This is a genomic window from Brevundimonas sp. D3-1P, assembly GCF_055809335.1.
This window is the reverse complement of the sequence record NZ_CM147908.1, coordinates 451382-475283: the sequence shown is the minus strand read 5'-3', so window position 1 is coordinate 475283 and position 23902 is coordinate 451382. Positions and strand designations below refer to the sequence as shown.

The 23902-nt window shown below is 66.5% G+C and carries 23 protein-coding genes; 8 read left to right on the top strand and 15 right to left on the bottom strand.

All coding sequences use genetic code 11. From position 1 onward, the window contains the following. Positions 1 to 151 precede the first annotated feature (151 nt). From ahpF to AC0L6G_RS02375, 4 genes are all read right to left on the bottom strand, one after another. Positions 152 to 1738, bottom strand: a complete 1587-nt coding sequence (gene ahpF / locus AC0L6G_RS02390) for an alkyl hydroperoxide reductase subunit F (RefSeq protein WP_473252791.1) — start codon at positions 1736 to 1738, stop codon at positions 152 to 154. A gap of 144 nt (positions 1739 to 1882) precedes the next feature. Beyond that, entirely contained in the window at positions 1883 to 2446 is a 564-nt protein-coding gene (ahpC, locus tag AC0L6G_RS02385) for an alkyl hydroperoxide reductase subunit C (protein WP_291539695.1), read from the bottom strand. Between the two features lie 117 nt (positions 2447 to 2563). Next, positions 2564 to 3766: an exo-beta-N-acetylmuramidase NamZ family protein gene (locus AC0L6G_RS02380; RefSeq protein WP_293827196.1), complete on the bottom strand. Its 1203-nt coding sequence runs from the start codon at positions 3764 to 3766 to the stop codon at positions 2564 to 2566. Then, positions 3763 to 4272, bottom strand: coding sequence for a DOMON-like domain-containing protein (locus AC0L6G_RS02375; RefSeq protein ID WP_293827194.1), 510 nt, complete (start codon positions 4270 to 4272; stop codon positions 3763 to 3765). Before AC0L6G_RS02375 ends, AC0L6G_RS02380 begins: the two co-directional genes overlap by 4 nt. 89 nt (positions 4273 to 4361) lie before the next feature. On the opposite strand from AC0L6G_RS02375, the gene AC0L6G_RS02370 reads away from it, so the two are divergent. The 4 genes from AC0L6G_RS02370 (at position 4362) to AC0L6G_RS02355 (ending at position 7313) form a co-directional block, all read left to right on the top strand. Next, positions 4362 to 4565, top strand: coding sequence for a hypothetical protein (locus AC0L6G_RS02370; protein ID WP_293827192.1), 204 nt, complete (start codon positions 4362 to 4364; stop codon positions 4563 to 4565). A gap of 332 nt (positions 4566 to 4897) precedes the next feature. Beyond that, positions 4898 to 6151 (top strand): tyrosine--tRNA ligase, encoded by a 1254-nt coding sequence (gene tyrS, locus AC0L6G_RS02365; RefSeq protein WP_293827190.1) that lies wholly within the window; start codon positions 4898 to 4900, stop codon positions 6149 to 6151. A 49-nt stretch (positions 6152 to 6200) separates the two neighbouring features. Then, positions 6201 to 6662 (top strand): peroxiredoxin, encoded by a 462-nt coding sequence (locus AC0L6G_RS02360; protein WP_473252790.1) that lies wholly within the window; start codon positions 6201 to 6203, stop codon positions 6660 to 6662. A gap of 117 nt (positions 6663 to 6779) precedes the next feature. Then, a complete protein-coding gene (locus tag AC0L6G_RS02355; protein ID WP_291539682.1) occupies positions 6780 to 7313 on the top strand; it encodes a bactofilin family protein in 534 nt (177 codons plus the stop codon). Positions 7314 to 7367: 54 nt separating this feature from the next. Here AC0L6G_RS02355 and prfB read toward each other — a convergent pair. Continuing rightward, a protein-coding gene (gene prfB / locus AC0L6G_RS02350; protein WP_293827187.1) for a peptide chain release factor 2 occupies positions 7368 to 8490 on the bottom strand; the annotation gives its coding sequence in 2 pieces (ribosomal slippage) (positions 7368 to 8420 and positions 8422 to 8490; 1122 coding nt in all). 119 nt (positions 8491 to 8609) lie between these two features. After that, on the bottom strand, positions 8610 to 11021 hold the full coding sequence (locus AC0L6G_RS02345; RefSeq protein ID WP_293827186.1) for a penicillin-binding protein 1A: 2412 nt from the start codon (positions 11019 to 11021) through the stop codon (positions 8610 to 8612). A 136-nt stretch (positions 11022 to 11157) separates the two neighbouring features. On the opposite strand from AC0L6G_RS02345, the gene AC0L6G_RS02340 reads away from it, so the two are divergent. Together AC0L6G_RS02340 and cobS are read left to right on the top strand one after the other, a co-directional pair. Beyond that, a complete protein-coding gene (locus AC0L6G_RS02340) occupies positions 11158 to 11586 on the top strand; it encodes an organic hydroperoxide resistance protein (RefSeq protein WP_293827185.1) in 429 nt (142 codons plus the stop codon). Positions 11587 to 11760: 174 nt separating this feature from the next. Beyond that, positions 11761 to 12765, top strand: a complete 1005-nt coding sequence (gene cobS, locus AC0L6G_RS02335; protein ID WP_291539673.1) for a cobaltochelatase subunit CobS — start codon at positions 11761 to 11763, stop codon at positions 12763 to 12765. A gap of 28 nt (positions 12766 to 12793) precedes the next feature. Here cobS and AC0L6G_RS02330 read toward each other — a convergent pair whose 3' ends face one another. Next, positions 12794 to 13150: a phage holin family protein gene (locus AC0L6G_RS02330; RefSeq protein WP_291539670.1), complete on the bottom strand. Its 357-nt coding sequence runs from the start codon at positions 13148 to 13150 to the stop codon at positions 12794 to 12796. Between the two features lie 110 nt (positions 13151 to 13260). Here AC0L6G_RS02330 and AC0L6G_RS02325 point away from each other — a divergent pair, with 110 nt between their 5' ends. Then, positions 13261 to 13698, top strand: coding sequence for an HIT family protein (locus AC0L6G_RS02325; protein ID WP_291539669.1), 438 nt, complete (start codon positions 13261 to 13263; stop codon positions 13696 to 13698). Positions 13699 to 13704: 6 nt separating this feature from the next. Here AC0L6G_RS02325 and AC0L6G_RS02320 read toward each other — a convergent pair whose 3' ends face one another. From AC0L6G_RS02320 to cyoA, 7 genes are read right to left on the bottom strand one after another with little or no spacing between them, the layout of a single operon-like run. Then, positions 13705 to 14247 carry a response regulator transcription factor gene (locus AC0L6G_RS02320; protein ID WP_291539666.1) on the bottom strand — a complete coding sequence of 181 codons (543 nt, stop codon included), beginning with the start codon at positions 14245 to 14247 and terminating at the stop codon, positions 13705 to 13707. Next, positions 14244 to 15569, bottom strand: a complete 1326-nt coding sequence (locus AC0L6G_RS02315; RefSeq protein WP_291539664.1) for an ATP-binding protein — start codon at positions 15567 to 15569, stop codon at positions 14244 to 14246. Before AC0L6G_RS02315 ends, AC0L6G_RS02320 begins: the two co-directional genes overlap by 4 nt. After that, complete coding sequence (locus AC0L6G_RS02310) at positions 15566 to 16282, bottom strand: SURF1 family protein (protein ID WP_293827182.1); 717 nt, start codon at positions 16280 to 16282, stop codon at positions 15566 to 15568. The genes AC0L6G_RS02315 and AC0L6G_RS02310 overlap by 4 nt, the downstream gene beginning before the upstream one ends. A 46-nt stretch (positions 16283 to 16328) precedes the next feature. Beyond that, the gene (cyoD, locus tag AC0L6G_RS02305; protein ID WP_291539661.1) at positions 16329 to 16724 is read right to left on the bottom strand and encodes a cytochrome o ubiquinol oxidase subunit IV; all 396 of its coding nucleotides are present in this window, start codon (positions 16722 to 16724) and stop codon (positions 16329 to 16331) included. Further along, the gene (gene cyoC / locus AC0L6G_RS02300; protein WP_291539659.1) at positions 16721 to 17347 is read right to left on the bottom strand and encodes a cytochrome o ubiquinol oxidase subunit III; all 627 of its coding nucleotides are present in this window, start codon (positions 17345 to 17347) and stop codon (positions 16721 to 16723) included. Before cyoC ends, cyoD begins: the two co-directional genes overlap by 4 nt. 3 nt (positions 17348 to 17350) lie before the next feature. Continuing rightward, the gene (gene cyoB / locus AC0L6G_RS02295) at positions 17351 to 19354 is read right to left on the bottom strand and encodes a cytochrome o ubiquinol oxidase subunit I (protein WP_473252789.1); all 2004 of its coding nucleotides are present in this window, start codon (positions 19352 to 19354) and stop codon (positions 17351 to 17353) included. 13 nt (positions 19355 to 19367) lie between these two features. Next, on the bottom strand, positions 19368 to 20585 hold the full coding sequence (gene cyoA / locus AC0L6G_RS02290; protein ID WP_473252788.1) for a ubiquinol oxidase subunit II: 1218 nt from the start codon (positions 20583 to 20585) through the stop codon (positions 19368 to 19370). Positions 20586 to 20795: 210 nt separating this feature from the next. Here cyoA and AC0L6G_RS02285 point away from each other — a divergent pair, with 210 nt between their 5' ends. Continuing rightward, positions 20796 to 22148, top strand: a complete 1353-nt coding sequence (locus AC0L6G_RS02285; protein ID WP_291536719.1) for an MFS transporter — start codon at positions 20796 to 20798, stop codon at positions 22146 to 22148. Positions 22149 to 22228: 80 nt separating this feature from the next. Here AC0L6G_RS02285 and AC0L6G_RS02280 read toward each other — a convergent pair whose 3' ends face one another. Further along, on the bottom strand, positions 22229 to 23899 hold the full coding sequence (locus tag AC0L6G_RS02280) for an alkaline phosphatase D family protein (protein ID WP_473252787.1): 1671 nt from the start codon (positions 23897 to 23899) through the stop codon (positions 22229 to 22231). Between the last annotated feature and the right edge of the window lie 3 nt (positions 23900 to 23902).

Genomic DNA, 23902 nt, shown 5'->3' with positions numbered 1-23902 from the left:
CCTGATCAATGCTTGGATGCAAGCCGTGCCTGGAGCGAAGGCGATCATCCTCGCCCGAATGCTCCTCCGTCGGAGGGTTTGAGCAAGGCGCTGGAAGATGCGCGCGTACGGCGTGAAAGATCAGACGACGCGCGCTAGATGCTGAGCGGCCTTACGCCGCCTCCGCCGCCTCTTCCGCCGGCACGGTGCGGATCAGGTAGTCGAAGGCCGACAGCGCCGCCTTGGAGCCCTCGCCCATGGCGATGACGATCTGCTTGTAGGGCACGGTCGTCGCGTCGCCGGCGGCGAAGACGCCAGGCTGCGAGGTCTCTCCGCGATGATCGACCTCGATCTCGCCCCGCGGCGTCAGGGCCACCGCCCCATGCAGCCATTCGGTGTTCGGCACCAGGCCGATCTGGACGAAGACGCCTTCCAGATCGACGTCGTGACGGTCGTCGGAGTTGCGGTCCTTGTAGGACAGGCCCGTCACCTTCTCGCCGTCGCCATGCACCTCGGTGGTCAGGGCCGAGGTGACGATCCGCACGTTCGGCAGGGTCGCCAGCTTCCTTTGCAGGACGGCGTCGGCCCGCAGTTCGCTGTCGTATTCGATCAGGGTCACATGGGCGACGATGCCCGCCAGATCGATGGCCGCCTCGACGCCCGAGTTGCCGCCGCCGATCACCGCCACCCGCTTGCCCTTGAACAGCGGCCCGTCGCAGTGCGGGCAATAGGCCACGCCCTTGTTCTTGTACTGGTCCTCGCCCGGCACGTTCATCTGGCGCCAGCGCGCGCCGGTCGACAGGATCACCGTGCGCGACTTCAGGCTGGCGCCGTTCTCCAGCACCACCTCGTGCAGCCCGCCCGGCACGTCGGACGGAACCAGTTTGGCCGCCTTCTGCAGGTTCATGACGTCCACCTCGTACTCGCGGACATGCTGCTCCAGATGGGCGGCCAGTTTCGGCCCTTCGGTATGGGGCACCGAGATGAAGTTCTCGATCGCCATGGTGTCCAGCACCTGCCCGCCGAACCGTTCGGCCGCGATCCCGGTGCGGATGCCCTTGCGGGCCGTGTAGATGGCCGCCGCCGCGCCGGCCGGGCCGCCGCCGATCACCAGGACGTCGAACGGGTCCTTGGACCGGATCTTCTCGGCCGCGCGCGTCTCGGCGCCCTTGTCGATCTTGGCGACGATCTGCTCCAGCTCCATCCGGCCCTGGCCGAACAGTTCGCCGTTCAGGAAGACGGTCGGCACGGCCATGATCTTGCGCGCGTCCACCTCGTCCTTGAACAGGCCGCCCTCGATGGCGACGTGCTTGATGCGCGGATTGATCACGCTCATCAGGTTCAGCGCCTGCACCACGTCGGGGCAGTTCTGGCACGACAGCGAGAAATAGGTTTCGAACAGATAGTCGCCGTCCAGGTCCTTGACCTGCTGGATCACCTCCTGCGCCGCCTTGGATGGATGGCCGCCGACGTGCAACAGGGCCAGGACCAGCGAGGTGAACTCGTGGCCCAGCGGAATGCCGGCGAAGCGTACGCCGATGTCCGTGCCTTTGCGGCGAATCAGGAAGCTGGGCTGGCGCGCATCGTCGAAGTCGCGGCCCATCTCCACCTTGCCGTGCGACACCAAGACGATGTCGTCCAGCAGGCTCTTCAACTCCTGCGACTTGGGACCGGCGCCCAGCGAGGCGACCAGCTCCACCGGATGGACGATGTTCTTGAGATAGCCCTCGAGCTGAGATTTCAGATTGGCGTCCAGCATGGCGGGCTCCTCGGAATGATGTGGATCGGGGGCGTCGCCTTCCAGCCGTGGCGGCGAGGCGATCGCGGGCAGGTCCGGCGCGCGGGCCGGTTGGGCCCGGCCAGGAGCCTCGCTCCCGGCCGGATCCGATAGGCGGAACGGGTCTTAGATCTTGCCGACGAGGTCGAGCGACGGCGCCAGGGTGGCTTCGCCTTCTTCCCACTTGGCCGGGCAGACTTCGCCGGGGTGCGAGCGCACATATTGCGCGGCCTTGACCTTGCGCAGCAGTTCGGCGGCGTTGCGGCCGATGCCTTCCGAGGTGGTCTCGGTGAACTGGATCACGCCGTCCGGGTCGACCAGGAAGGTCGCGCGGTCGGCCAGGCCCACGCCCGGGCGCATGGCGTCGAAGTTGTTGGTCACGACGCCCGACGGGTCGCCCAGCATGGTGTAGGTGATCTTGCCGATGGCCGGCGAGGAATCATGCCAGGCCTTGTGCGAGAAATGGGTGTCGGTCGACACCGAATAGATTTCGACGCCCAGCTTCTGGAACTCGGCGTAGTTGTCGGCCAGGTCTTCCAGCTCGGTCGGGCAGACGAAGGTGAAGTCGGCCGGATAGAAGAAGAAGACCGCCCACTTGCCCGCCACGTCGGCTTCCGTGACCGTCACGAACTTGCCGTCCTTATAGGCTTCGGCGGTGAACGGCTTGAGGGTCGTGTTGATGAGAGCCATGCGGAAAATCCAATGCAAGGGTGGTTGGGAGGCCCTCTCCTACCGCACCGCGCCCAATAAGCCCAATCACTTATTTTCTGATATTAGATAGATTTTTATTATGGTCCACGTCAGGCGTCAGTACAACAGATACGGCCGGCGCGTCGCTTCCCATGCGGCCTCGTCGGACGTGGCCAGGGCGTCCAGGTCTGCGGGCGTCGCGTCGGGATCATCCACCCATTCGCGGAGCGCCGGTCCGCCGTTGATCACGTCGATGGGCCGTTTTCCGAACGCATACTCATACGGAAAATCCCGCCACAGGTCGTAGTCGGGATAGAGCCGTCGGACGGCCTTGAACCCCGCCGCTTGCACCCGCCAGGGCCTGAAGGCGGCGTGATCGTAGGCGGGATCGTCGACGTGAATCTGAACCCCGCTGCACAGTGTTCCGACGTGTTTGTGAAAGGTCGGCTCGAACCACATGGGCCGCAGCACGCATCCCTTCAGCCAATCGGGCGACAGGGCGTGCATTTCCGCGATCACCGCCCGCGCGTCGATGTCGGGCGCGCCGAACAATTCCAGCGGCCTAGTCGTGCCGCGCCCCTCCGACAAGGTCGCCCCCTCCAGCATCACCGTGCCGGCATAGATTCTGGCCATGCTCAGATTCGGCGCATTGGGGCTGGGGTTGACCCACGACCGTTCGCCCAGCGGCCAGCCGAAGCCCGGCCCCTGTTCCGGCGCCCAGCCCTGCATCTCGATCACTTGGTATTCGACGTCCAGATGGAAGTGTTCGATGAACCACAGGCCCAGTTCGCCCAGCGTCATCCCATGCCGCATCGGCATCGGCCCCGCCCCGACGAAGCTCTCGTATCCGGGCCTCAGCGTCGCGCCCTCCACCGGCCGGCCGGCCGGATTGGGCCGGTCCAGCACCCACACCGCCTTGCCGTGTTTCGCCGCCGCCTCCAGCACATAGAGCAGCGTGGTGACATAGGTGTAGATGCGGCATCCCAGGTCCTGAAGGTCGATCAGGACGACGTCGAACGTCTCCATCCATTCGTCCCTGGGTCGGCGCACCTCGCCGTACAGGCTGAACACCGGAATGCCGTGCACCGGATCGCGATAGTCCGGGCTCTCCATCATATTGTCCTGCAGGTCGCCCTTCATCCCGTGCTGCGGGCCGAAGGCGGCGCTCAGCGCGATCTCGGGACAGGCGGCCAGGGCGTCCACCGCATGGGTCAGGTCCTTCGTCACAGACGCCGGATGCGCCAGCAAGGCCACGCGCCGCCCCTTCAATGGCGCCCGCAGCGCGGCGTCGGACAACAGGCGGTCGAGACCGAAGTTCATTTTAGCTCCAAGGCGAACGTGTCGGGGTGGTGGAAGTCCGGCTTATCGGACGAATGCCTCAAGGCCCAGTATCCGACCGTTCCGTCCATCCGCTGGATCACAGCCGTCAGCCCCGTCGCCCCCGTCGCGCCTGTGGGCAGGGCGAGGTCCGCCGTCAGCACGAACAGGCCCGGCGCGCGGCGCGTCACGATGAAGGGCGCCGCCATGTCGAAGGGCCGCATCCCCTGCCGATAACCGTCGAACCGATAGGCCGCCCACGCCCCCGACGGCGACAGATTGTATTCGACATAGCCGTCCGCCTCGGTGCGAACGAAGGCCTCAAAACAGGTCGCCCGCCACAGCTCATCCGTCCGCACCCGCGCCGCCGCCTCCGGCTGCCACACCCTCTCAACCGGTCCGGCCAGCACATACTCAAGGCTCAGCACGCGCCGGACTCGCCGGGCCTCGACCTCCAGAGTCAGTCCCGCAGAACTGGATGTCGGGTGCGGGATTAGAGGCAGACGCATAGGGCCTTCGTATCGCAGGCCGGCCGTGGGTCAAAGCCGCCGCCAGATCAACCCTTGCGCGCGCCTAAGCACCGTGGAAGCATCACAATATGCCCAAGCGCTCCCCCTACGGTCCGCAGATGACCTTCCCTGAAAAGCGTCAGTTTCTGAAGGATCGCTTCCACCTCTTCATTGGACCGCTCGTGCTCTGTCTCGCTGTCAGCGGCGCGTCGTCCGAACCGTCTTCCGTATTCCTGACGTGGACTGTGGGTGTCGCATTAGTCGCGCTGATCCTCAACCGTCTGATTCCTTGAAGGCGGACAGGTCAGCGGGAGTTCGCCAGCCATCGCATCTGCGCAGGATATTGGCTAAGTTTACAGCGTCCTGAGCCGACGCAGCGTCGCCGCCCCGTCGCACCTCGCAACGGCTGTACAATGGGCGCGCCATGTCTAAAGCCGCTCCGCCTGAAATTGCACCGCCTTGCATTTTGCACGCGTTTTCGGAGTGCAGTGCAATTTCGCGCCGATCGAGATTAGACGAATTAGACACTTTAGACGGTGTTTTTCATCCGCACCGTCTGAACAGCCAACGCCGCCTCGACTAGGGGGGAAGACGCCCGTCGGCATCTTTGCTAACCCAGCCCGCCATGACCGAACACGCTTTCAAATCCGACTTCCTCCGCACCATGCAGGCGCGAGGCTATATCCATCAGATCACCCATCCGGCCGAACTGGACGCCGCCGCAGCCGAGGGCGTGGTCACGGGCTATATCGGCTTCGACGCCACGGCGCCGTCGCTGCATGTCGGCCACCTGATCCAGATCATGCTGCTTCGCCGTCTCCAGCAGGCGGGGCACAAGCCCATCGTCCTGATGGGCGGCGGCACGACCAAGGTCGGCGACCCCTCCTTCAAGGACACCCAGCGCCCCCTGCTGACCGAAGAGCGGATCGCCGAGAACATCGCCGGCATCAAGGGCGTGTTCGAAAAGTTCCTGACCTTCGGCGACGGCCCGTCCGACGCCATCATGCTCGACAACGACGAATGGCTGTCGAAACTCGGCTATCTGGAGTTCCTTCGCGAATACGGAACCCATTTCACCATCAACCGGATGCTCAGCTTCGATTCCGTCAAGCTGCGCCTGGAGCGCGAACAGCCTCTGACCTTCCTGGAATTCAACTATATGTTGATGCAGGCGACCGACTTCCTGGAGTTGAACCGCCGCTACGGCTGCCAGTTGCAGATGGGCGGATCGGACCAGTGGGGCAACATCATCAACGGCGTCGAACTGACCCGCAAGGTGGACCAGAAGGCCGCCTTCGGCCTGACCACGCCGCTGCTCTCGACCGCCTCGGGCCAGAAGATGGGCAAGACCGTGGGCGGGGCCGTGTGGCTGAACGCCGACGCCCTGTCGCCCTATGACTACTGGCAATATTGGCGCAACACCGAGGACGGTGACGTGGGCCGCTTCATGCGCCTGTTCACCGACCTGTCGGACGAAGAGATCGCGCGATACGAGGCCCTGCAAGGCGCGGCCATCAACGACGCCAAAAAGGCCCTGGCCGACGCCGCCACCACCATGCTGCACGGCGCCGAGGCGGCCGCGACCGCCCGCGCCGCCGCCGAAACCGCCTTCGAAAAGGGCCAGGTCTCGGCCGATCTGCCGACCGTCGAACTGCCGACCGCCGAAGTTTACGGCGCCATGATCGCCGCCGTCGTGACCAAGGCCGGCCTGACCGCCTCCAACGGCGAGGCGCGCCGCCTGGCCCAGGGCGGCGGCCTGCGCCTGAACGACATCGCCGTGTCCGACGGCGCCCAGGCGCTGACCGAAGCCGACGTGAAGGACGGCGTCATCAAGCTGGCGGCCGGCAAGAAGAAGATCGTTCTGGTGAAGCCCGTCTGACCCCGCTCGATCCGCCTTCGAGGGGATGAGCGGAAACGAGGAATGCCTGATGCATGAAGTCAACGATCCCGCCCCGGCCCTCGACCTGCCCACGGACGGCGGCGGCCGCGTTTCGCTCGCCGCCCTGAAGGGCAAGCCCGTGGTCGTCTATTTCTATCCCAAGGACGACACGACCGGCTGCACCCGCGAGGCTCAGGACTTCACCGCCCTGGCGCCCGACTTCGCCGCTCTGGGCGTCACAGTGATTGGCGTGTCCAAGGATACGGTGAGGAAGCACGACCGCTTCAAGGCCAAACACGGCCTGGCCGTCGTCTTGGCCTCGGATGAGGACGGCGCGGCCTGCGAGGCATGGGGCGTCTGGGTTCAGAAAAAACTCTATGGCCGCGACTATATGGGGATCGAGCGCGCCACCTTCCTGATCGCCGCCGACCGCCGGATCACCCAGGCCTGGCGCAACGTCAAGGTGGCCGGCCACGCCGCCGCCGTCCTCCAGGCCGCCAAAACCCTGTGATCGACGAGCGCGGTTCGCAAGCTGGCGCTTGACCTGGCCCGCCCGCCCACGGCCTAGTGGGGTTCGAGGGCTAATAGGGGCTTTGGCCGGCCTTGGCTGGCGGATGCGGAGCGCACCATGTTCACCAAGAGCAAATCCTACGACAACGGATCACAGGGGCTGGGCATCCCCCCGGCGCCGGAACCGGCCCCGACGCCGGCCCTTCCCACGGCGGCGCCCGCCCCCCGCGCGCCCGAGCCGAGCCGCCCGGCGCGGTCCAGCAACCTGTCCACCCTGTCGGCGGGCGTGAAATACGAAGGCAACATCTCCGGCGCCGGCGAGCTTCAGATCGACGGCTCTCTGAAGGGCGACGTGCGCGTCTCCCGCGTCGTCATCGGCGAGGGCGGCTCGGTCGAGGGCACGGTCCATGCCGACGTTCTGGACGTGCGCGGCCGCGTCTCGGGCGCAATCGTGGCCAAACAGGTCAAGCTCTACGCCACCGCCCGTGTCGAGGGCGACATCACCCAGGAGCAGCTGGCCATCGACCAGGGCGCCTGGTTCCAGGGCCGCTGCAACCAGGCCAAGCGCGACACCCCCGGCGCCGCCATGCTGGAAGCCCCCGCGCCGAAACCCGAGAAGGCGGACAAGGCCGAAGCCAAGTCGCCGGCCTGAATCGCGCATCTTTGAATAGAAGAAGGGGCAGCCTAGCAGGCCGCCCCTTTTCCTTTAGTCCACGCTGGATCCGCGCGTCTCGCCGACCCGCGCCGCCAGGGCCGCGCCCATGAAGGCGTCCAGGTCGCCGTCCAGAACCCCTTGGGTGTCCGAGGTCTCGACCTCGGTCCGCAGGTCCTTCACCATCTGGTACGGCTGCAGCACATAGGACCGGATCTGGTGTCCCCAGCCGATGTCGGTCTTGGCGTCGGCCAGCGCCTGGGCTGCGGCCTCGCGCTTCTGAAGCTCAAGCTCGTACAGGCGCGCGCGCAGCATCTTCCAGGCCATTTCCCGGTTCTGGTGCTGGGACCGGCCAGCCTGGCAGGCGACGACCGTATTGGTCGGGATGTGGGTCAGGCGCACGGCCGAATCGGTCTTGTTGATGTGCTGGCCGCCGGCGCCCGAGGCGCGATAGGTGTCGGTGCGCACGTCCGAGGGGTTGATGTCGATCTCGATCGCATCGTCCACGACCGGCGACACGCCGACCGAGGCGAAGCTGGTGTGGCGCTTGGCCGCCGCGTCATAGGGGCTGATGCGCACCAGGCGGTGCACGCCCGATTCCGACTTCAGCCAGCCATAGGCGTTCGGGCCTTCGACCAGGATGGTGGCCGACTTGACCCCCGCCTGTTCGCCGTCTTCATAAGCCTCGACCGTGACCTCATAGCCGTGCGCCTTGGCCCAGCGGGAATACATCCGCAGCAGCATCCCGGCCCAGTCGTTCGATTCGGTGCCCCCGGCGCCCGAGTTCACTTCCAGATAGGCATCGTTGCCGTCGGCCTCGCCCGACAGCAAGGCCTCCAGTTCCGCGCGGGCGGCGCGATCCTTGATGCCGCGCAGCGACGCGCGCGCCTCTTCCAGCGCGCCCTCGTCGCCCTCCTCGTCCGCCATCTCGGCCAGCATCACCCCGTCTTCCAGGTCCTGCTCCATCGCCTTGACGGTGTTGATCTTGGCTTCCAGCTGCGAACGTTCGCGGCTGACGGCCTGGGCCTCGTCGGGCTTGTCCCACAGGGTCGGGTCCTCGACCCGCGCGTTCAGCTCGTCGAGCTTCCTTAGAGCGGCATCCCAGTCAAAGACGCCTCCTGAGCAGAGCGACGCTCTGCTCGATGTCGGCCTTCATGGCCTCGACATCCGGTCTCATCGCAATCTCCAGCGATACAAGGCCCTCAGGCAGCACGGCCCGCAGGCCGTGCGATAGGGCAAGATTAATGAAAACGGCGCGCCACGAGGACGCGCCGTTCGAACGGCCTACCTAGAGCCTCAGTACAATCCGCTCAAGTCCTCGGCCGGCGCCTTCTTCGGCGGCGGCGGCGCGGTCGGGGCCGGAACGGCGGCCGGGGCGCCCGAGGCGGCCTCCTGTTCGCGGCGGATCACGTCATAGTAGTTCTGGGGACCCACCGGCGCGGCGGGAGCCCGGACGGGCGGCGGGGCCTGACGCTCGGTGCCGGGACGGAAGGCTTCCTCGATGCCGTTCACGGTGCGGAAGACGGCGTTCTTGGGCCGCACGAACGGACGCGCCGGCCGCTCCTTCAGCGCCGTCTGCATGAAGTCGGTGAAGACCGGCACGGCCGCCGAGGCGCCTGCCTCGCCCGACCCCAGCGAACGGTTGTCGTCGAAGCCGATGAAGACGCCCACCACGATGTCGGTGGTGAAGCCCACGAACCAGGCCGAGCGGTATTCGTTGGTCGTGCCGGTCTTGCCGGCGACCCACGGCCCCAGGCCCCGCGCGCTGGCGGCGGTGCCGCGCTGGACCACGCCTTCCAGCATGGAGCTCATCTGATAGGCGGTGATCGGATCGATCACCTGGGTTCCGCGTGGCTGAAGACGCGGCGATTCCTGACCTGAGAAGCCTCGTCCGCATTCGCGGCAGGTGCGGTTGTCGGCGCGGAAGATGGTCTCGCCGTCACGGTCCTGGACATAGTCGATCAGATAGGGCGTCACCCGCCGCCCGCCGTTGGCGAAGGCGGAATAGGCGGCCGTGATGTCCAGCGGCGTGACTTCGCCGGCGCCCAGAGACACCGACAGGTTCGGCGTCAAACCCGGCAGCCCCATCCTGGCCGATTGATCCACGATCCTCTTCATGCCGACGGCCTGGGCCAGGCGCACCGTCATGACGTTGCGCGACAGTTCCAGCCCGCGCCGCAGCGTCTGCGGGCCATAGTATTGGCGGCTGTAGTTCTCGGGCGTCCAGCGTTGGCCGTTCGGCCCGCCGGCGAAGCTGATCGGCGCGTCCAGCACGATGGAGGCCGGGGTGAAGTCCCCCTCCAGCGCCGTCGCATAGACGAACGGCTTGAAGGCCGATCCGGGCTGGCGCTTGGCCTGGGTCGCCCGGTTGAAGCTCGACAGCGCATAGGAATAGCCGCCGACCATGGCCAGCACCCGGCCCGACTGCGGCTCGATCGCCACCAGGGCGCCGTTGACGCGCGGCACCTGTTTCAGGGCGTACTGCCCGCCCCGCGGCTCCACGAAGATCAGTTCGCCGCGCCGCAACTGGCGGTTGGCGTTGGCCCAGGCGGCGTCTGCGGCCAGCAGGGTGCCGGTCTTGTCGGTCTTGGCGGTGCGGATGCGCACCGTGTCGCCGCTGACGCTCTCGATGGCGGCGGCCTCCCAACTGCGCCGCTCTGGCGGAATCCGGCCGCGCAGGGCCTCGGCCTGCCAGCCCGGTTCGAGATCCGTCGCGCCCCAGCCGCCGCGCCAGCCATGACGTCGGTCATAGTTCTCCAGCCCCTGCATCAGGGCGCGCCGCGCCGCCGTCTGCAAGGTGGGATCCAGCGTGGTGCGCATATAGAAGCCGCCGGCGCGGAGCTGTTCGCCGAACTGGGGGTTGGCCGCCGCCTGGCGCCGCGCCTCCTCCACGAAGAAGTCCGCGTCCTTGTAGTCCGAGCGCTGGGGCGCATCGCGCGTCACCAGCGGCTTGGCGCGGGCGGCGACCAGCTCGGCCGGCGTCAGCCAGCCGCTTTGCTCCATTTCGCCCAACACCCAGTCGCGCCGGCCCTTAGCCGCGCCGGGGTGGCGTTTGGGGTGATAGTTGTTCGGCCCCTTGGGCAGGGACGCCAGGAAGGCCGCCTCGTCCGGCGTCAGCTGCGCCAGCGACTTGCCGAAATAGTTGTAGGCCGCCGAGGCGATGCCGAACGAGCGATACCCCAGGAATATCTCGTTCAGGTACAGTTCCAGAATCTGCTGCTTGGACAGGGTCGCTTCCAGGCGATTGGCCAGGATGGCTTCCTTCACCTTGCGGTTCAGGCTGGATTCGTTGGTGAGCAGGACGTTCTTGGCCACCTGCTGGGTGATGGTCGATCCGCCCTCCAGCCGGCGGCCCTGCGCCAGGTTGAAGACGTTCTTGATCGAGGCCCGGCCGATGCCGCCCACGTCGATGCCGCCGTGCTGGAAGAAGTTGCGATCCTCGGCCGCCAGGAAGGCGTGGACGACCGTCGTCGGGATCTGGTCGTAGGACACATAGATGCGACGCTCGTCCGAGAACTCGCCGATCAGGGTGCCGTCGCCGGCATAGACGCGCGTCGCCGTGGGCGGACGATAATCGGCCAGCTCGGACGCATCCGGCAGGTCGTGGAACAGCCACGCCGCATAGACGGCGACCACCAACCCCGCCAGGGCGATGGCGCCCAGCAGAACCATGCCCGCCCACACGAACCAGCGTTCGGCAATCTTCACTGCGTACTCCACGACGCGCCCCGAAGGCGAGCTTTAGCCCGCGTCGCCGGTCGATTGCTAGAGCGCCGATGCAACGTCCCCTTCCCGTCTCCCGTTAAGCCCCCATCTCCAGCTTTCCAATCCCCAGGAGCCCACCATGGAAGTTCTGTATCGCGCCCAGGCCGCGGCGTCCGGCGGCGGCCGCGAAGACGGCCGGTCGACCACCGACGACGGCAAGATCGACGTCAAGCTGTCCACCCCCGCGGAAATGGGCGGCAAGGGGGGCGACGGGACCAATCCCGAGCAGTTGTTCGCCACCGGCTACGCCGCCTGCTTCCTGGGCGCCCTTCGCCTGGTCAGCGGCAAGGCCGGAACCCCGGTCGGCCCGGACACCAAGATCACCGCCGGCGTCGGCTTCGGCAAGAATCCGGTGGGCGAGGGCTTCAACCTCGACGTGGACCTGACGGTCGCGGATCATGGCCTGGATCAGGCCGTGATCGAGGATCTGATCCACAAGGCTCACCAGGTTTGTCCCTACTCCAACGCCACGCGCGGCAATGTGGATGTGAAGCTGTCCGCCGCCTGACTTCTTCCTCTCCGCTCATCCCCGCGAAAGCGGGGACCCAGTGCTTTGGGCGATGATCGTTCGAGGCTGTCTCTGCTCTCGATCCACGCCGTGCCGAGCGAAAGAACCGGGTCCCCGCTTTCGCGGGGATGAGCGGGGTTTTAGTGATCCCGAACCTGCGCTAATCGCTTTTCCATGACCTCCCCGCTCGACGCCTCCCCCGATCCCCTGCTGACGCTCGAACCCGCCCGCCGCGTGACCCTGCGCGAGGCCTTCGGCGTGGACAGCGACATGACCGTGCCCGCCTTCGCCGAGCGCGACAGCCATGTGCCCGAGATCGACGAGGCCTATCGCTTCGACCCGCAGACGACCCTCGCCATCTGCGCCGGCTTCGCCTTCGACCGCCGCGTCATGGTCCAGGGCTATCACGGCACCGGTAAGTCGACCCATATCGAACAGGTCGCCGCCCGCCTGAACTGGCCCCTGGTTCGCGTCAATCTGGACAGCCACGTCAGCCGCATCGACCTGATCGGCAAGGACGCCATCGTCCTGAAGGACGGCAAGCAGATCACCGAATTCCGCGAGGGCATCCTGCCCTGGTCGCTGCAACGTCCCATCGCCCTGGTGTTCGACGAATACGACGCCGGCCGCCCGGACGTGATGTTCGTGATCCAGCGCGTGCTGGAGGCGCAAGGCCGCCTGACCCTGCTGGATCAGAACCGCGTCATCCGGCCCAACCGCTTCTTCCGACTGTTCGCCACCACCAACACCATCGGCTTGGGCGACACCACGGGCCTGTATCACGGCGCGCAGCAGATCAATCAGGCCCAGCTGGACCGCTGGAACATCGTCACCACGCTGAACTACCTCGACCACGACGTGGAGGCCGAGATCGTCGCCGCCAAGGTGCCGGAATGGAAGGACGCCGAGGGCCGCCGCCGAATCGCCGCCATGGTCCGCGTCGCCGACATGACCCGCAACGCCTTCATGAACGGCGACATCTCCACCGTCATGTCGCCCCGCACGGTCATCACCTGGGCCCAGAACGCCATCATCTTCGGCGGCGATCTGGCGCTTAGCTTCCGCCTGACCTTCCTGAACAAGTGCGACGAGCTTGAACGCCCGACCATAGCCGAATTCTATCAGCGCGCCTTCGGCGAGGATTTGCCCGAGGCGGCGACGCGGGTGAAGGTCGGCTGACCCTCCCCCCGCTCCGGCGGCGCTCGCCCTAGCGGCGAACCTCGTCCCCGCCGATGAAGGCCCCGGCGATCCAGCTGACCACGCCGGTCACGATGGCCGCGCCGATTCCGGCCCACAGGCCGTCGACCACGAAGCCGCCCAGGAACATGGCGGTCAGGCCGATCATGGCCGCGTTCACGACCAAGAGGAAAAGGCCCAGGGTGACGACCGTGATCGGGAAGGTCAGCACCACCATGATCGGCCTGACCACGGCGTTGACCAGCCCCAGGATGACGGCCGCCGCGACCAGCGATCCGTTGTTGGTGAAATCGACGCCCGGCACGATCCGCGCCGACAGCCACAGGCCGGCCATCGTGACCACGGCCTGGATGATGAAACGGATCATAGGGGACGCTCCAAGGGTTCAAGCGTCACCATAATGCATGAGGCGGGCGAAGGCTCCCGCTTTCACGCGCGCGCTGCTAATCGAAAGTTCAGACCGAACGGAGACCGCCCATGAGCCTGCACGGCGCCTATGACCCGAACAACATCTTCGCCAGGATTCTGCGCGGCGAAATCCCCTCGGTGCGGGTGTGGGAGGACGACCACGTTCTGGCCTTCATGGACGTCTTTCCCCAGTCCGAAGGCCACGTCCTGATCATCGCCAAACAGTCCCAGGCCCGTAACCTCCTGGAGGTCGAGCCAGAGGTGCTGGCGCGCCTGACCGCCGCCCTGCAACGCACGGCCAAGGCGGTCGAAAAGGCGCTGCGGCCCGAGGGGCTGGCCATCATGCAGTTCAACGGCGACGCCGGCGGCCAGACGGTCTTTCACCTGCATTTCCACATCGTGCCCCGCTGGGCCGACCGGGAGATGAAGGGCCACGGCCATGCGCCGATGGCCGACCCGGCCGTCCTCGAGGCGCTGGCCGAACGGATCGCGGCCGAACTGGACTGAAGGCCTTCAGTTCACGCGGCGCTTTTCCAGCTTTCGCGCGAGGGTGCGGCGGTGCATCCCCAGGCGCCGCGCGGCCTCGGAGATGTTGAAGTCGGTCTCCACCAGGGTCTCGTGGATCCGCTCCCACTCCAGGGTCTTGATCGAGGTCGGCCGGGCGCCCAGCGGCGTTTCGGCGTCGCCGTCGGCCCGAGCGAAGGCCGCCTCGATGTCGTCGGTGCCGGCGGGCTTGGCCAGATAGTGTCGCGCGCCCAGCTTGATGGCCTCCACAGCGGTCGCAATGCTGGCGAAACCGGTCAGGACCACGATGTTCATCGCTGGATCGAAGGCGTGCAGCGCCTCCACGCACGTCAGACCCGACGCCCCGCCCAGCTTCAGGTCCACGACCGCATAGCCCGGACGATGCACCTTCAACACCTCGGCCATCTGGTCGGGGCTGGCGGCGCTGACGACCGTGTAGCCGCGACGTTCGAACGACCGGCGCAGCGTCGCCGAGAACGACTCGTCGTCCTCCACCATCAGCAGCAGCCTGGTTTGATTGTCATCGGTCATGGAGTGATCGTATCCTTGGGCGACAGCGCCGACAGCGGCAGGCTCAGCCGCACCTCTGCGCCGCCTGCGGGCGGATTGGAAGCGTCGACGCGCCCGCCCAGCGAGCGCACCACATTCATTAGCAGGAACAGACCCAGCCCCGCCCCCGCGCGCGGCTTGGTCGAATTATAGGGTTTGCCCCAGGCCTGCAGCACGCTCGCGGCGAAGCCCGGACCGTCGTCGCGCACGGCGATGCTCAGCACCTCGTCGGCCTGGGCGATCGTGACCGCGATCCGGCGCGCGCCCGCCTCCACCGCATTGTCGAACAGCACCCCCAGCACCTGGCGCAGGGCCGGATCGGCGATGATCGCGGGGTTCTGGCTCAGTTCGTCATGGATTTCGACCGCCACCCCGTCGCCGCTCCAACTGGCGACCACATCGGCGACGAAGGCCCGCAGGGTGGTGCGCTGGGGCGCCAGGCCCCTCGCCTCGCCCGCCGACAACAGAATCCCGGTGACGATGGCCTTGCAACGTTCGACCTCGGCCTGCATCGTCGCCATATCCTGGGCCAGGTCGGCGTCCTGGGTCAGGGCCGGCATCCGCTTCCAGTCGCTGAGGATCACCGAAAGGGACGCCAGGGGCGTGCCCAGTTCGTGCGCGGCGCCCGACGCCAACAGGCCCAGGCGGACGATATGATCGTGCTCGGCCGTCTGCTGGCGCATGGCGGCGACGGCGGCGTCGCGCTCGCGCAGGTTCTGGCTGATCCGCGTGACGAACAGCACCAACAGCACCGCCATCAGCACGAAACAGATCAGACTGCCCTGAAGATACAGGCCGAGCAGCGATCCCTCGCGCGCCGGCGGCAGGTTCAGGGGCCGGGAGTGCAGCCCCAGGCCGGCGAAACACAGGGTGGTGACGGCGATCAGCGCCCAAGCGTAGATCGGGGCCAGCAGCACCGCCCCCAGAACGACCTGCAAGAGATAAAGCGCCGCGAACGGATTGGCCGCCCCGCCCGTCAGGAACAGCAGCCAGGTCAGGGCGGCCACGTCGGTCAGCAGGGCGATCATCAGCGACCGATCCTCGACCTCGGCCTGGCGCGCGGCCAGCGGCGCGCTGACCAGATTGACCAGGACCAGCCCCGCCGGCGCGGCCAGCAGCCAAACGATGGGCAGCGGTATGCCCATGACATATTCGACCATCAGTATGGTGGCGATCTGGCCCGCCACTGCCAGCCAGCGCAGCTGGATCAGCAGCAGCATGTTGCGGCGGTTGGCCGCGCCGTGTGTCGCCACCTCGCCGCTGAGCCCGCCCAGGCCCAGCAGGCGCTGAAGCGTCGGGGTCACGTCCCGCCCCGCCGATCCGCGCGCCGCCACTCGCGTCGGAACAGGGCGAAGCCGACCAAGGTCAGCAACGCCATTCCGAACCAGGTCAGAGCGTAGATCAGGTGGCTGTTGGGGAACCGAATGACCGTCAGTCCGCCCAGCGGCCAGCCGCCGGGATTGGGCGTCGCATCCGCATCGACGAAATAGGGCGCCGGCCGATCCAGGCCGCGCCGCGCCGCGATGGCCGCCACGTCGCGCGAGCGCCAGCGGTCATGCTCGGGATCGTTGGCCCGCAGGAAGCCGCCCCTGGGCTCGGTGATCCTGAGCAGGCCCACCACGGTCTGCAGCCCCGACGCCTGGCCGTCGGCGCGTGCGGCGGGGTCGCTGCGTCCCGGCGGCACGAAGCCGCGATTGACCAGGACGGTGAAGCCGCGCGCATCGTCCAGCGGCGTCATGACCCAGAAACCGCCGCCCGCGTCGGTGACGGCCTGGACCAGGGTTTCTCTGTCGTGGCGATAGGTCCCGTGCAGGACGACCCGGCGATACTGGTCCTTCTCGCGCGTCACGCCGGGCCACTGCGCCGGGCCAGGCGCCGGGACAGGCGCGGCGTGGACCCGTGCGTCCACCTGGGCGATCAGTTGGGTCTTCCAGGCCAGCCGCTGCACCTGCCAGACGCCCAGGGCGACAAAGCCGGCGAACAGGATCAGGACGCCGACCGATACGACAAGGCGCATCGGTCGGCGGGTTCTGGTTGGCGAAATCCGACTGATCGCGCCCTCGTCAGCCCATGATCTGCGACATGTCGTGGGTCGCGGGCATCATGTTGGTGTTCAGGTGGTACATGACCCACAGCGATCCCGCCAGGGCGATGACCACCACGATGATGGTGAAGATCAGGGCCAGCATGGTCCAGCCGCCCTCGGACTTGGAGTTCATGTGCAGGAAGTAGATCATGTGGACCACGATCTGCACCACGGCGAAGGCCATGACGATCAGGGCCGTCGCCTGGGCCGGCAGGGCGCCGGTCATGACCAGGGCGAACGGAATGGCCGTCAGGATCACCGACAGCACGAAACCGATCATATAGCTCCTGAACGAGCCGTGATTGTGCGCCTCGTGGCCCAGGTGGTCGGTCTCGTTGGAGTCCGGGCTGTGGTCGTTCTTGTCAGCGCTCATCGCACCATCCCCAGCAGATAGACGAAGGTGAAGACGCCGATCCAGATGACGTCCAGGAAGTGCCAGAACATCGACAGGCACATCAGCCGGCGCTTGTTGGCGGGGATCAGCCCCTTCATCCCGACCTGAACCATCAGCGTCACCAGCCAGATGATGCCGAAGGTGACGTGCAGGCCGTGGGTGCCGACCAGGGTGAAGAAGGCCGACAGGAAGGCGCTGCGTTGCGGCGTGGCGCCTTCATGGATCAGATGGGCGAATTCGTAGAGTTCGATGCCCAGGAAGGCCAGTCCGAACAGGCCCGTGACCGCCAGCCAGACCAGGGTCTGGCGAGTGTTGTTCCTGTCCATCGCCAGCATGGCGAAGCCGTAGGTGATCGACGAGAACAGCAGCATGGCGGTGTTGACCGCCACCAGCTCCAGGTCGAACAGCTCCTTGGGTCCCGGCCCGGCGGCGTAGTTGCCGCCCAGCACGCCGAACACGGCGAACAGCATCGCGAAGATGAGGCAGTCGCTCATCAGATAGAGCCAGAAGCCCAGCATGGTGCTGGAGCCTTCCTCGTGGTGCGGCTCCTCTTCCAGGTGGAAGACGGTGGGATCGTCCAGCTTGATCGCGGTCGCGCTCATGGATCAGGCCTCCGTTCCGGCCAGGGCGCGCGTGCGCGCCTCTTCGGTCGCGCGCACCTCATCCGCGGGGATGTAGTAGTCGCGCTTGTAGTTGAAGGTGTGGCCGATCGCGACCGCCAGCACGCCGACGAAGCACACGGCCGCCAGCCACCAGATGTACCAGACCAGCGCCAGTCCCATCACCAGGCACAGGCCCGAGATGATGACCCCCGCCCCCGTGTTCGACGGCATGTGGATCGCCTTGTAGCCGCTCAGCGGGCGCTGATACTTCTTGTTCTTCATGTCCCACCAGGCGTCGGCGTCATGGACGACCGGCGTCGAGGCGAAGTTGTAGTCCGGCGGCGGCGAGGACGTTGCCCATTCCAGGGTGCGCCCGCCCCACGGATCGCCCGTGACGTCGCGCAGCTTGTCGCGGTTGATGATCGACACGGCGAACTGGATGAACATGGCCGCGATGCCCAGGGCGATCACGCCCGCGCCGATGGCGGCGATCACGAACCAGATCTGCAGCGACGGATCGTCGAACACCCGCATCCGGCGCGTCACGCCCATCAGGCCCAGCACGTACAGCGGCAGGAAGGCCAGCCAGAAGCCGGGCACCCAGCACCAGAAGCTGACTAGGCCCCATTTCTTGTTCAGCTTGAAGCCGAAGGCCTTGGGCCACCAGAAGTTGATGGCCGCGAACAGGCCGAACAACACGCCGCCGATGATGACGTTGTGGAAGTGGGCGACCAGGAAGAGCGAGTTGTGCAGCACGAAGTCGGCCGGCGGCACCGCCAGCAGAACGCCCGTCATCCCGCCGATCACGAAAGTCAGCATGAAGGCGACCAGCCACATCATCGGCAGTTCGAACCGGATGCGTCCGCGATACATCGTGAACAGCCAGTTGAATATCTTGGCCCCCGTCGGGATCGAGATGATCATCGTCGTGATGCCGAAGAAGCTGTTCACCGAGGCGCCCGAGCCCATGGTGAAGAAGTGGTGCAGCCACACGAGGTAGGACAGGATCGTGATGACGACCGTGGCGTAGACCATCGACGTATAGCCGAACAGTTTCTTGCCCGAGAAGGTCGAGGCGATCTCCGAGAAGACTCCGAACAGCGGCAGGATCAGGATGTAGACCTCCGGGTGGCCCCAGATCCAGATCAGGTTCACGTACATCATCGGGTTGCCGCCGAAGTCGTTCGTGAAGAAATTGGTGCCGACGTAGCGGTCCAGCGTCAGCAGGGCCAGGACGGCGGTCAGGACCGGGAAGGACGCCACGATCAGGACGTTGGTGCACAGCGAGGTCCAGGTGAAGACCGGCATCTTCATCATGCCCATGCCGGGCGCACGCATCTTCACGATGGTCGCGATCAGGTTGATGCCGGACAGCGTCGTCCCCACCCCCGCGATTTGCAGGGCCCATATGTAGTAGTCGACCCCGACGCCGGGGCTGTAGCCGATGCCTGACAGCGGCGGATAGGCCAGCCAGCCAGTGCGCGCGAACTCGCCCACGAACAGCGAGGCCATGACGATGATCGCCCCGGCCGTCGTCATCCAGAAGCTGAAATTGTTCAGGAAGGGGAAGGACACGTCGCGCGCGCCGATCTGCAGCGGCACGACATAGTTCATGATGCCCGTCACCAGCGGCATGGCCACGAAGAAGATCATGATCACGCCGTGGGCGGTGAAGACCTGATCATAGTGGTGGGCGTTCAGATAGCCCTCGGACCCGCCGAAGGCCATCGCCTGCTGAAGACGCATCATGATGGCGTCGGCGAAGCCGCGCACGAACATGATCAGGCCCAGGATCATGTACATGATCCCGATCTTCTTGTGATCGACCGTGGTGAACCACTCTTTCCAGAGATAGCCCCACAGCTTGAAATAGGTCAGGGCGCCCAGCAGGGCGACGCCGCCCAGGGCCACGACGATCATGGTCACGACCAGGATCGGCTCGTGCAGCGGCAGAGCCTCAAGCGTCAGTCGCCCGAAGATCAGCGGAAGGATTTGGTCAGCGTTCATCGAACTCGATCGCTCAGGCGTTGGGTGCGGAGCGGACGCCGGTCGGCTCCGCAGCGAAGGCGCCGGGCGCCACATTGGTCAGGGCCGCCAGCGAGGCCCGCTTCGGCGAGAGCCCCTGCCCGGCCAGGCGGTCCAGGCTGTTGGGGGCGACGACGGCGTCCAGCGCGGCGCGGCGCATTCGGTCCGCGGCGGCGGCTTCGGCCTGCAACGGCGTGCAGATGGTCATGACATAGCTGTCGTTCGATCCGAAATAGGCCGGCGACTTACCGCGCCCGGCGTATTTGTCATAGACCAGCGGCATGGTGTTGCGCAGCGACGCCATGCTCAGGCCGCCCTGTTTGTCGATGGCCATCATCTCGCCCATGCACATCTTGCCCGGCTCGACGCACATGTTCAGGATCGCATCCCACAGCATTCCGTCCACGCTGGAGAAGTGCATGGCCGGAACCTTCTCGCTGGGCTTTTCCAGCTCCAGATAACGGTCGCGATCCAGCGGCTGGTCGGACTGGCGCACGCCGGCGATCCATCGGTCGAAGCCGGCCTGGTCCAGGCCGTGGAAGGCGAAGCGCATGTGCGAGAAGCCGTCGCCGGAATAGTTGGCCGAGAAGCCTTCGTATTCGCCGGGGCGGTTGATCACCGCGTGCAGCTTCGTCTCCATGCCCGGCATGGCGTAGATCTGGCCGGCCAGGGCGGGAATGTAGAAGCTGTTCATCACCGAGGACGAGGTGATATGGAAGCGGATCGGCCGATCCACCGGCGCCGCCAGCTCGTTGACCGTGGCGACGCCGTACTGCGGATAGATGAACATCCACTTCCAGTCTAAGGCCACGACATTGACCTGCAGCGGCTCGACGTTCTCGGCGACGGCCTGGCCGGGCTTGATCCGGTCGATCGGGCGATAGGGGTCCAGCAGATGGGTGCCGGCCCAGGTCAGGGCGCCCAGGCAGATGATGATCAGCAGCGGCGCGGCCCAGATGACCAGTTCCAGCGAGGTCGAGTGGTCCCAGTCCGGCTGATACTCGGCCTCCTTGTTCGACGCCCGATACTTCCAGGCGAAGAAGACGGTCAACGCCATCACCGGCAGGATGATGATCAGCATCAGCAGCGTCGAGATCATCAGCAGGTCGCCCTGCTGGGACGCGACGTCGCCGGCGGGCTTAAGGACGACCAGGTCACAGGCCGACAGCAGGGCCACGACGGGCGCGAGCAAAAGTAGGCGCAGACGGCGCAAGGCGGATCCAATCGGAAAGCGTCGGGCAAGGGGGAGGCGCCGCGACGGTTGGCGTTCGAACTGCGCCCGATAGTCAGCTTCGATCTGCAACGACATTGGACAATCTGTCCTATCCTCTTGAGGCCGCTTTCATCGCAAAGGGCGCCCGGTCATAATGCGGCGATCCGCCGTACGCCTAAGATTACTGTCTCACACGGAGCGACCAAGCCCATGTCCGCCTCGACGACCCCTTCGTCCGAGTCGCTGGAACGCGACGCCGCAACCCTTCACAAGGGGCATGGCAAGGTTGACGCCGGCGAGATCGCCATCGGCGTCATTATCGGCCGAACGTCCGAGTTTTTCGACTTCTTTGTTTACGCCATCGCTTCGGTGGTCGTTTTCCCGCAACTCATCTTCCCCTATGCGGGCGCGGTGGGCGGCACTCTTCTGTCTTTCGCCGTCTTCGCCCTGGCCTTCCTGTTCCGGCCGCTGGGCACGGTGCTGTTCATCGCCATCGACCGGAAGTTCGGCCGCGGCGCCAAGCTCACCACCGCCCTCCTGCTGCTGGGCACTTCGACCGTGTCGGTGGCCTTCATCCCCAGCTACGAGAGCATCGGCATGTGGGCGCCGGTCCTTCTGGCCCTGACCCGCATTGGCCAGGGCGTGGCCCTGGGCGGCACCTGGGACGGCTTGGCCTCGCTGCTGGCCCTGAACGCGCCCGAGAAGAAGCGCGGCTGGTACGCCATGATCCCGCAACTGGGCGCCCCCATCGGCCTTCTGGTCGCCTCGGCCCTGTTCGCCTTCTTCCTGAACACGCTGTCGGCCCCCGACTTCCTGGACTGGGGCTGGCGCTATCCGTTCTTCGTGGCCTTCGCCATCAATGTCGTGGCCCTGTTCGCGCGACTGCGCATCGTGGTGACGCCCGCCTTCCAGAACCTGTTCGAAACGCGCGAGCTTCAGCCGACGCCGGTCAGCCAGGCCATCCGCGTCGAAGGCCCCAAGATCGCCATCGGCGCCTTCGCCCCCCTGGCCAGCTTCGCCATGTTCCACATGGTGACGGTCTTCCCGCTGTCGTGGATTTTCCTGTTCACCAACGAGACGCCGGTTCGCTTCCTGCTGATCGAGATGGTCGGCGCCGTCTTCGGCCTGATCGCCATTCTTGCATCTGGCGTGCTGGCCGACCGCTACGGCCGTCGCACCGTTCTGGCCGTCACCGCCGCGGGCATCGCCGCCTTCTCGGGCTTCGCGCCTCAGCTGCTGAACGGCGGCGCGGCGGGCGAGCTGACCTTCATGATCTCGGGCTTCATCCTGCTCGGCCTGTCGTTCGGCCAGGCGTCGGGTCCGGTGGCCTCCAGCTTCAGCCTGACGAACCGCTACACCTCTTCGGCCCTGACGTCGGACTTGGCCTGGCTGTTCGGCGCCGGCTTCGCCCCGCTGGCGGCCCTGTGGATCTCCAGCCAGTTCGGCCTGATCGCGGCCGGCGCCTATCTGCTGTCCGGCGCGGTCTGCACCCTGATCGCCCTGTGGCTGAACCGCGAACTGGCCCGCAGCTCGTCCGACAAGACCCGGGCGAGATCGGCCTGACCTTGGATTGACAAGCGACCAAAAGAACAGGGCCCGCAGCGACTGCGGGCCCTGTTTTCGTTTCGGCTTCGCCTGATGGATCAGATTTCGGTCAGCGCGCCGTCCGGCGTGACGACGAAGGTTTTCAGCCGCTTCGGTTCATACGGTTTCGCCATGATGGTGGACACGGCCCACAACTCGCCGGTCAGCGTCTCGCGCGTCACCTTCAGCAGCACATAGCCCTTGGCCGTCTGGTCGCAGAACTTGACCTCCGGGTTGGCCGCCGACAGGGCCGCGCCCAGCGGCAGGCCGCCGACATGGTCGCCCGGCGAGGGGCTGGAGATCGAGGACGTGCCGAACTCCACCGCCCGGCGCGCGCCGGCCTTGTCATGCAGTTCATTGACCCAGAAGGCGTGGCTGTCGCCCGCCAGCACGACCGGCGAAACCCCCGCCGCCGCAAACGTCTCGTACAGACGCTCCCGCCCCGCCGGATAGCCGTCCCAGCTGTCCAGATTGAACGGCAGGCCCAGTTTGAACAGCTGGATCGCCGCCTCTACCTGGGGTCGCACGTCGGCCGGCAGACTGGCGATCATCTGCTGCACCTGTTCGGCCGGCATCATGCGCGAGATGTCCGGTCCCTTGACCCGCGCCATCACCACCTGGTTGCCGATGATCTGCCATGGGCGGCCGGCCGCCTTGGATCGGCTCAACGTCTCGCCGACCCACCGGCGCTGCGCATCGCCCAGCAGGTCGCGATCCGGCGCCTGGCGCGCGGCCTCGAACGCCGCCACGTCCGGCTGGCCGTCCGGCGCCTTTGGAATGTCGGCGAAGGTCATCTGCTCGCCCCGCGCCAGCAGCCGCGTCTCCACCATCGTCAGGGTGGCCAGATCGCCGAAGTCGAAGCTGCGGTTGATCGCCTCCTTCAGCGCGCCCGCCTTGGGTTCGCGGATCGGCATCCATTCGTAATAGGCCCGAAGGGCCGCGGCCTTGCGCGCAGCGAAGTCGCCTTCTGTTGCCGACTGGTGGTTTTCCGCCCCGGTCATCCACGTGTCGTTGGCCACCTCGTGGTCGTCCCACACGCAGATGAAGGGCGCGCGGGCGTGGGCGGCCTGCAGGTCGGGATCGGTCTTGTACTGAGCGTGGCGGGTCCGGTAGTCGGCCAGGGTCACGATCTCGTGCGGGGGCAGCGGCGCCCGGCCCAGGGCCGCGCCGGAGGTCATGCCATAGTCGTCGGCGGCCGCCCCGTATTCATAGATGTAGTCGCCCAGGTGCACGACCGCATCCAGCCGCTCAAGCTTGGACAGGGCGTCATAGGCGTTGAACAGCCCGCCCGGATAAAGCTGGCACGACACCACCCCAAGCGTCACGTCCCGGGTCGCCCCTTCCGGCAGGGTCCGCACCCGACCGACCGGCGAAATCGCCTCCCCGGCGATGAATCGGTAGAAATAGTCCCGCCCGGGCTCCAGCCCCTGCCCGTCCAGATCATGTTTGACGGTGAAGTCCCGCTCGGCCCGCGCGCCGAGACCGTCGATGCGGCGCACGATGTCGCGAAAGTCTGCGTCGCGCGCGACCTCCAGCGCCACCGCCACATCGCCGGACGACCCTTCGGCCGGGGTGACGCGCGTCCAGAACACGGCCGAGCGGGTGTCGGGATCGCCGCTGGCGACCCCATGCAGAAAGGCGACCCGCCCGGCGGCGGCGCCCTGCGCCAGGGCGGGCGTCGCGGCCCCCGCCCCCATCAGGCCCAGCAGGCTGCGGCGATCCAGTTTCATGGT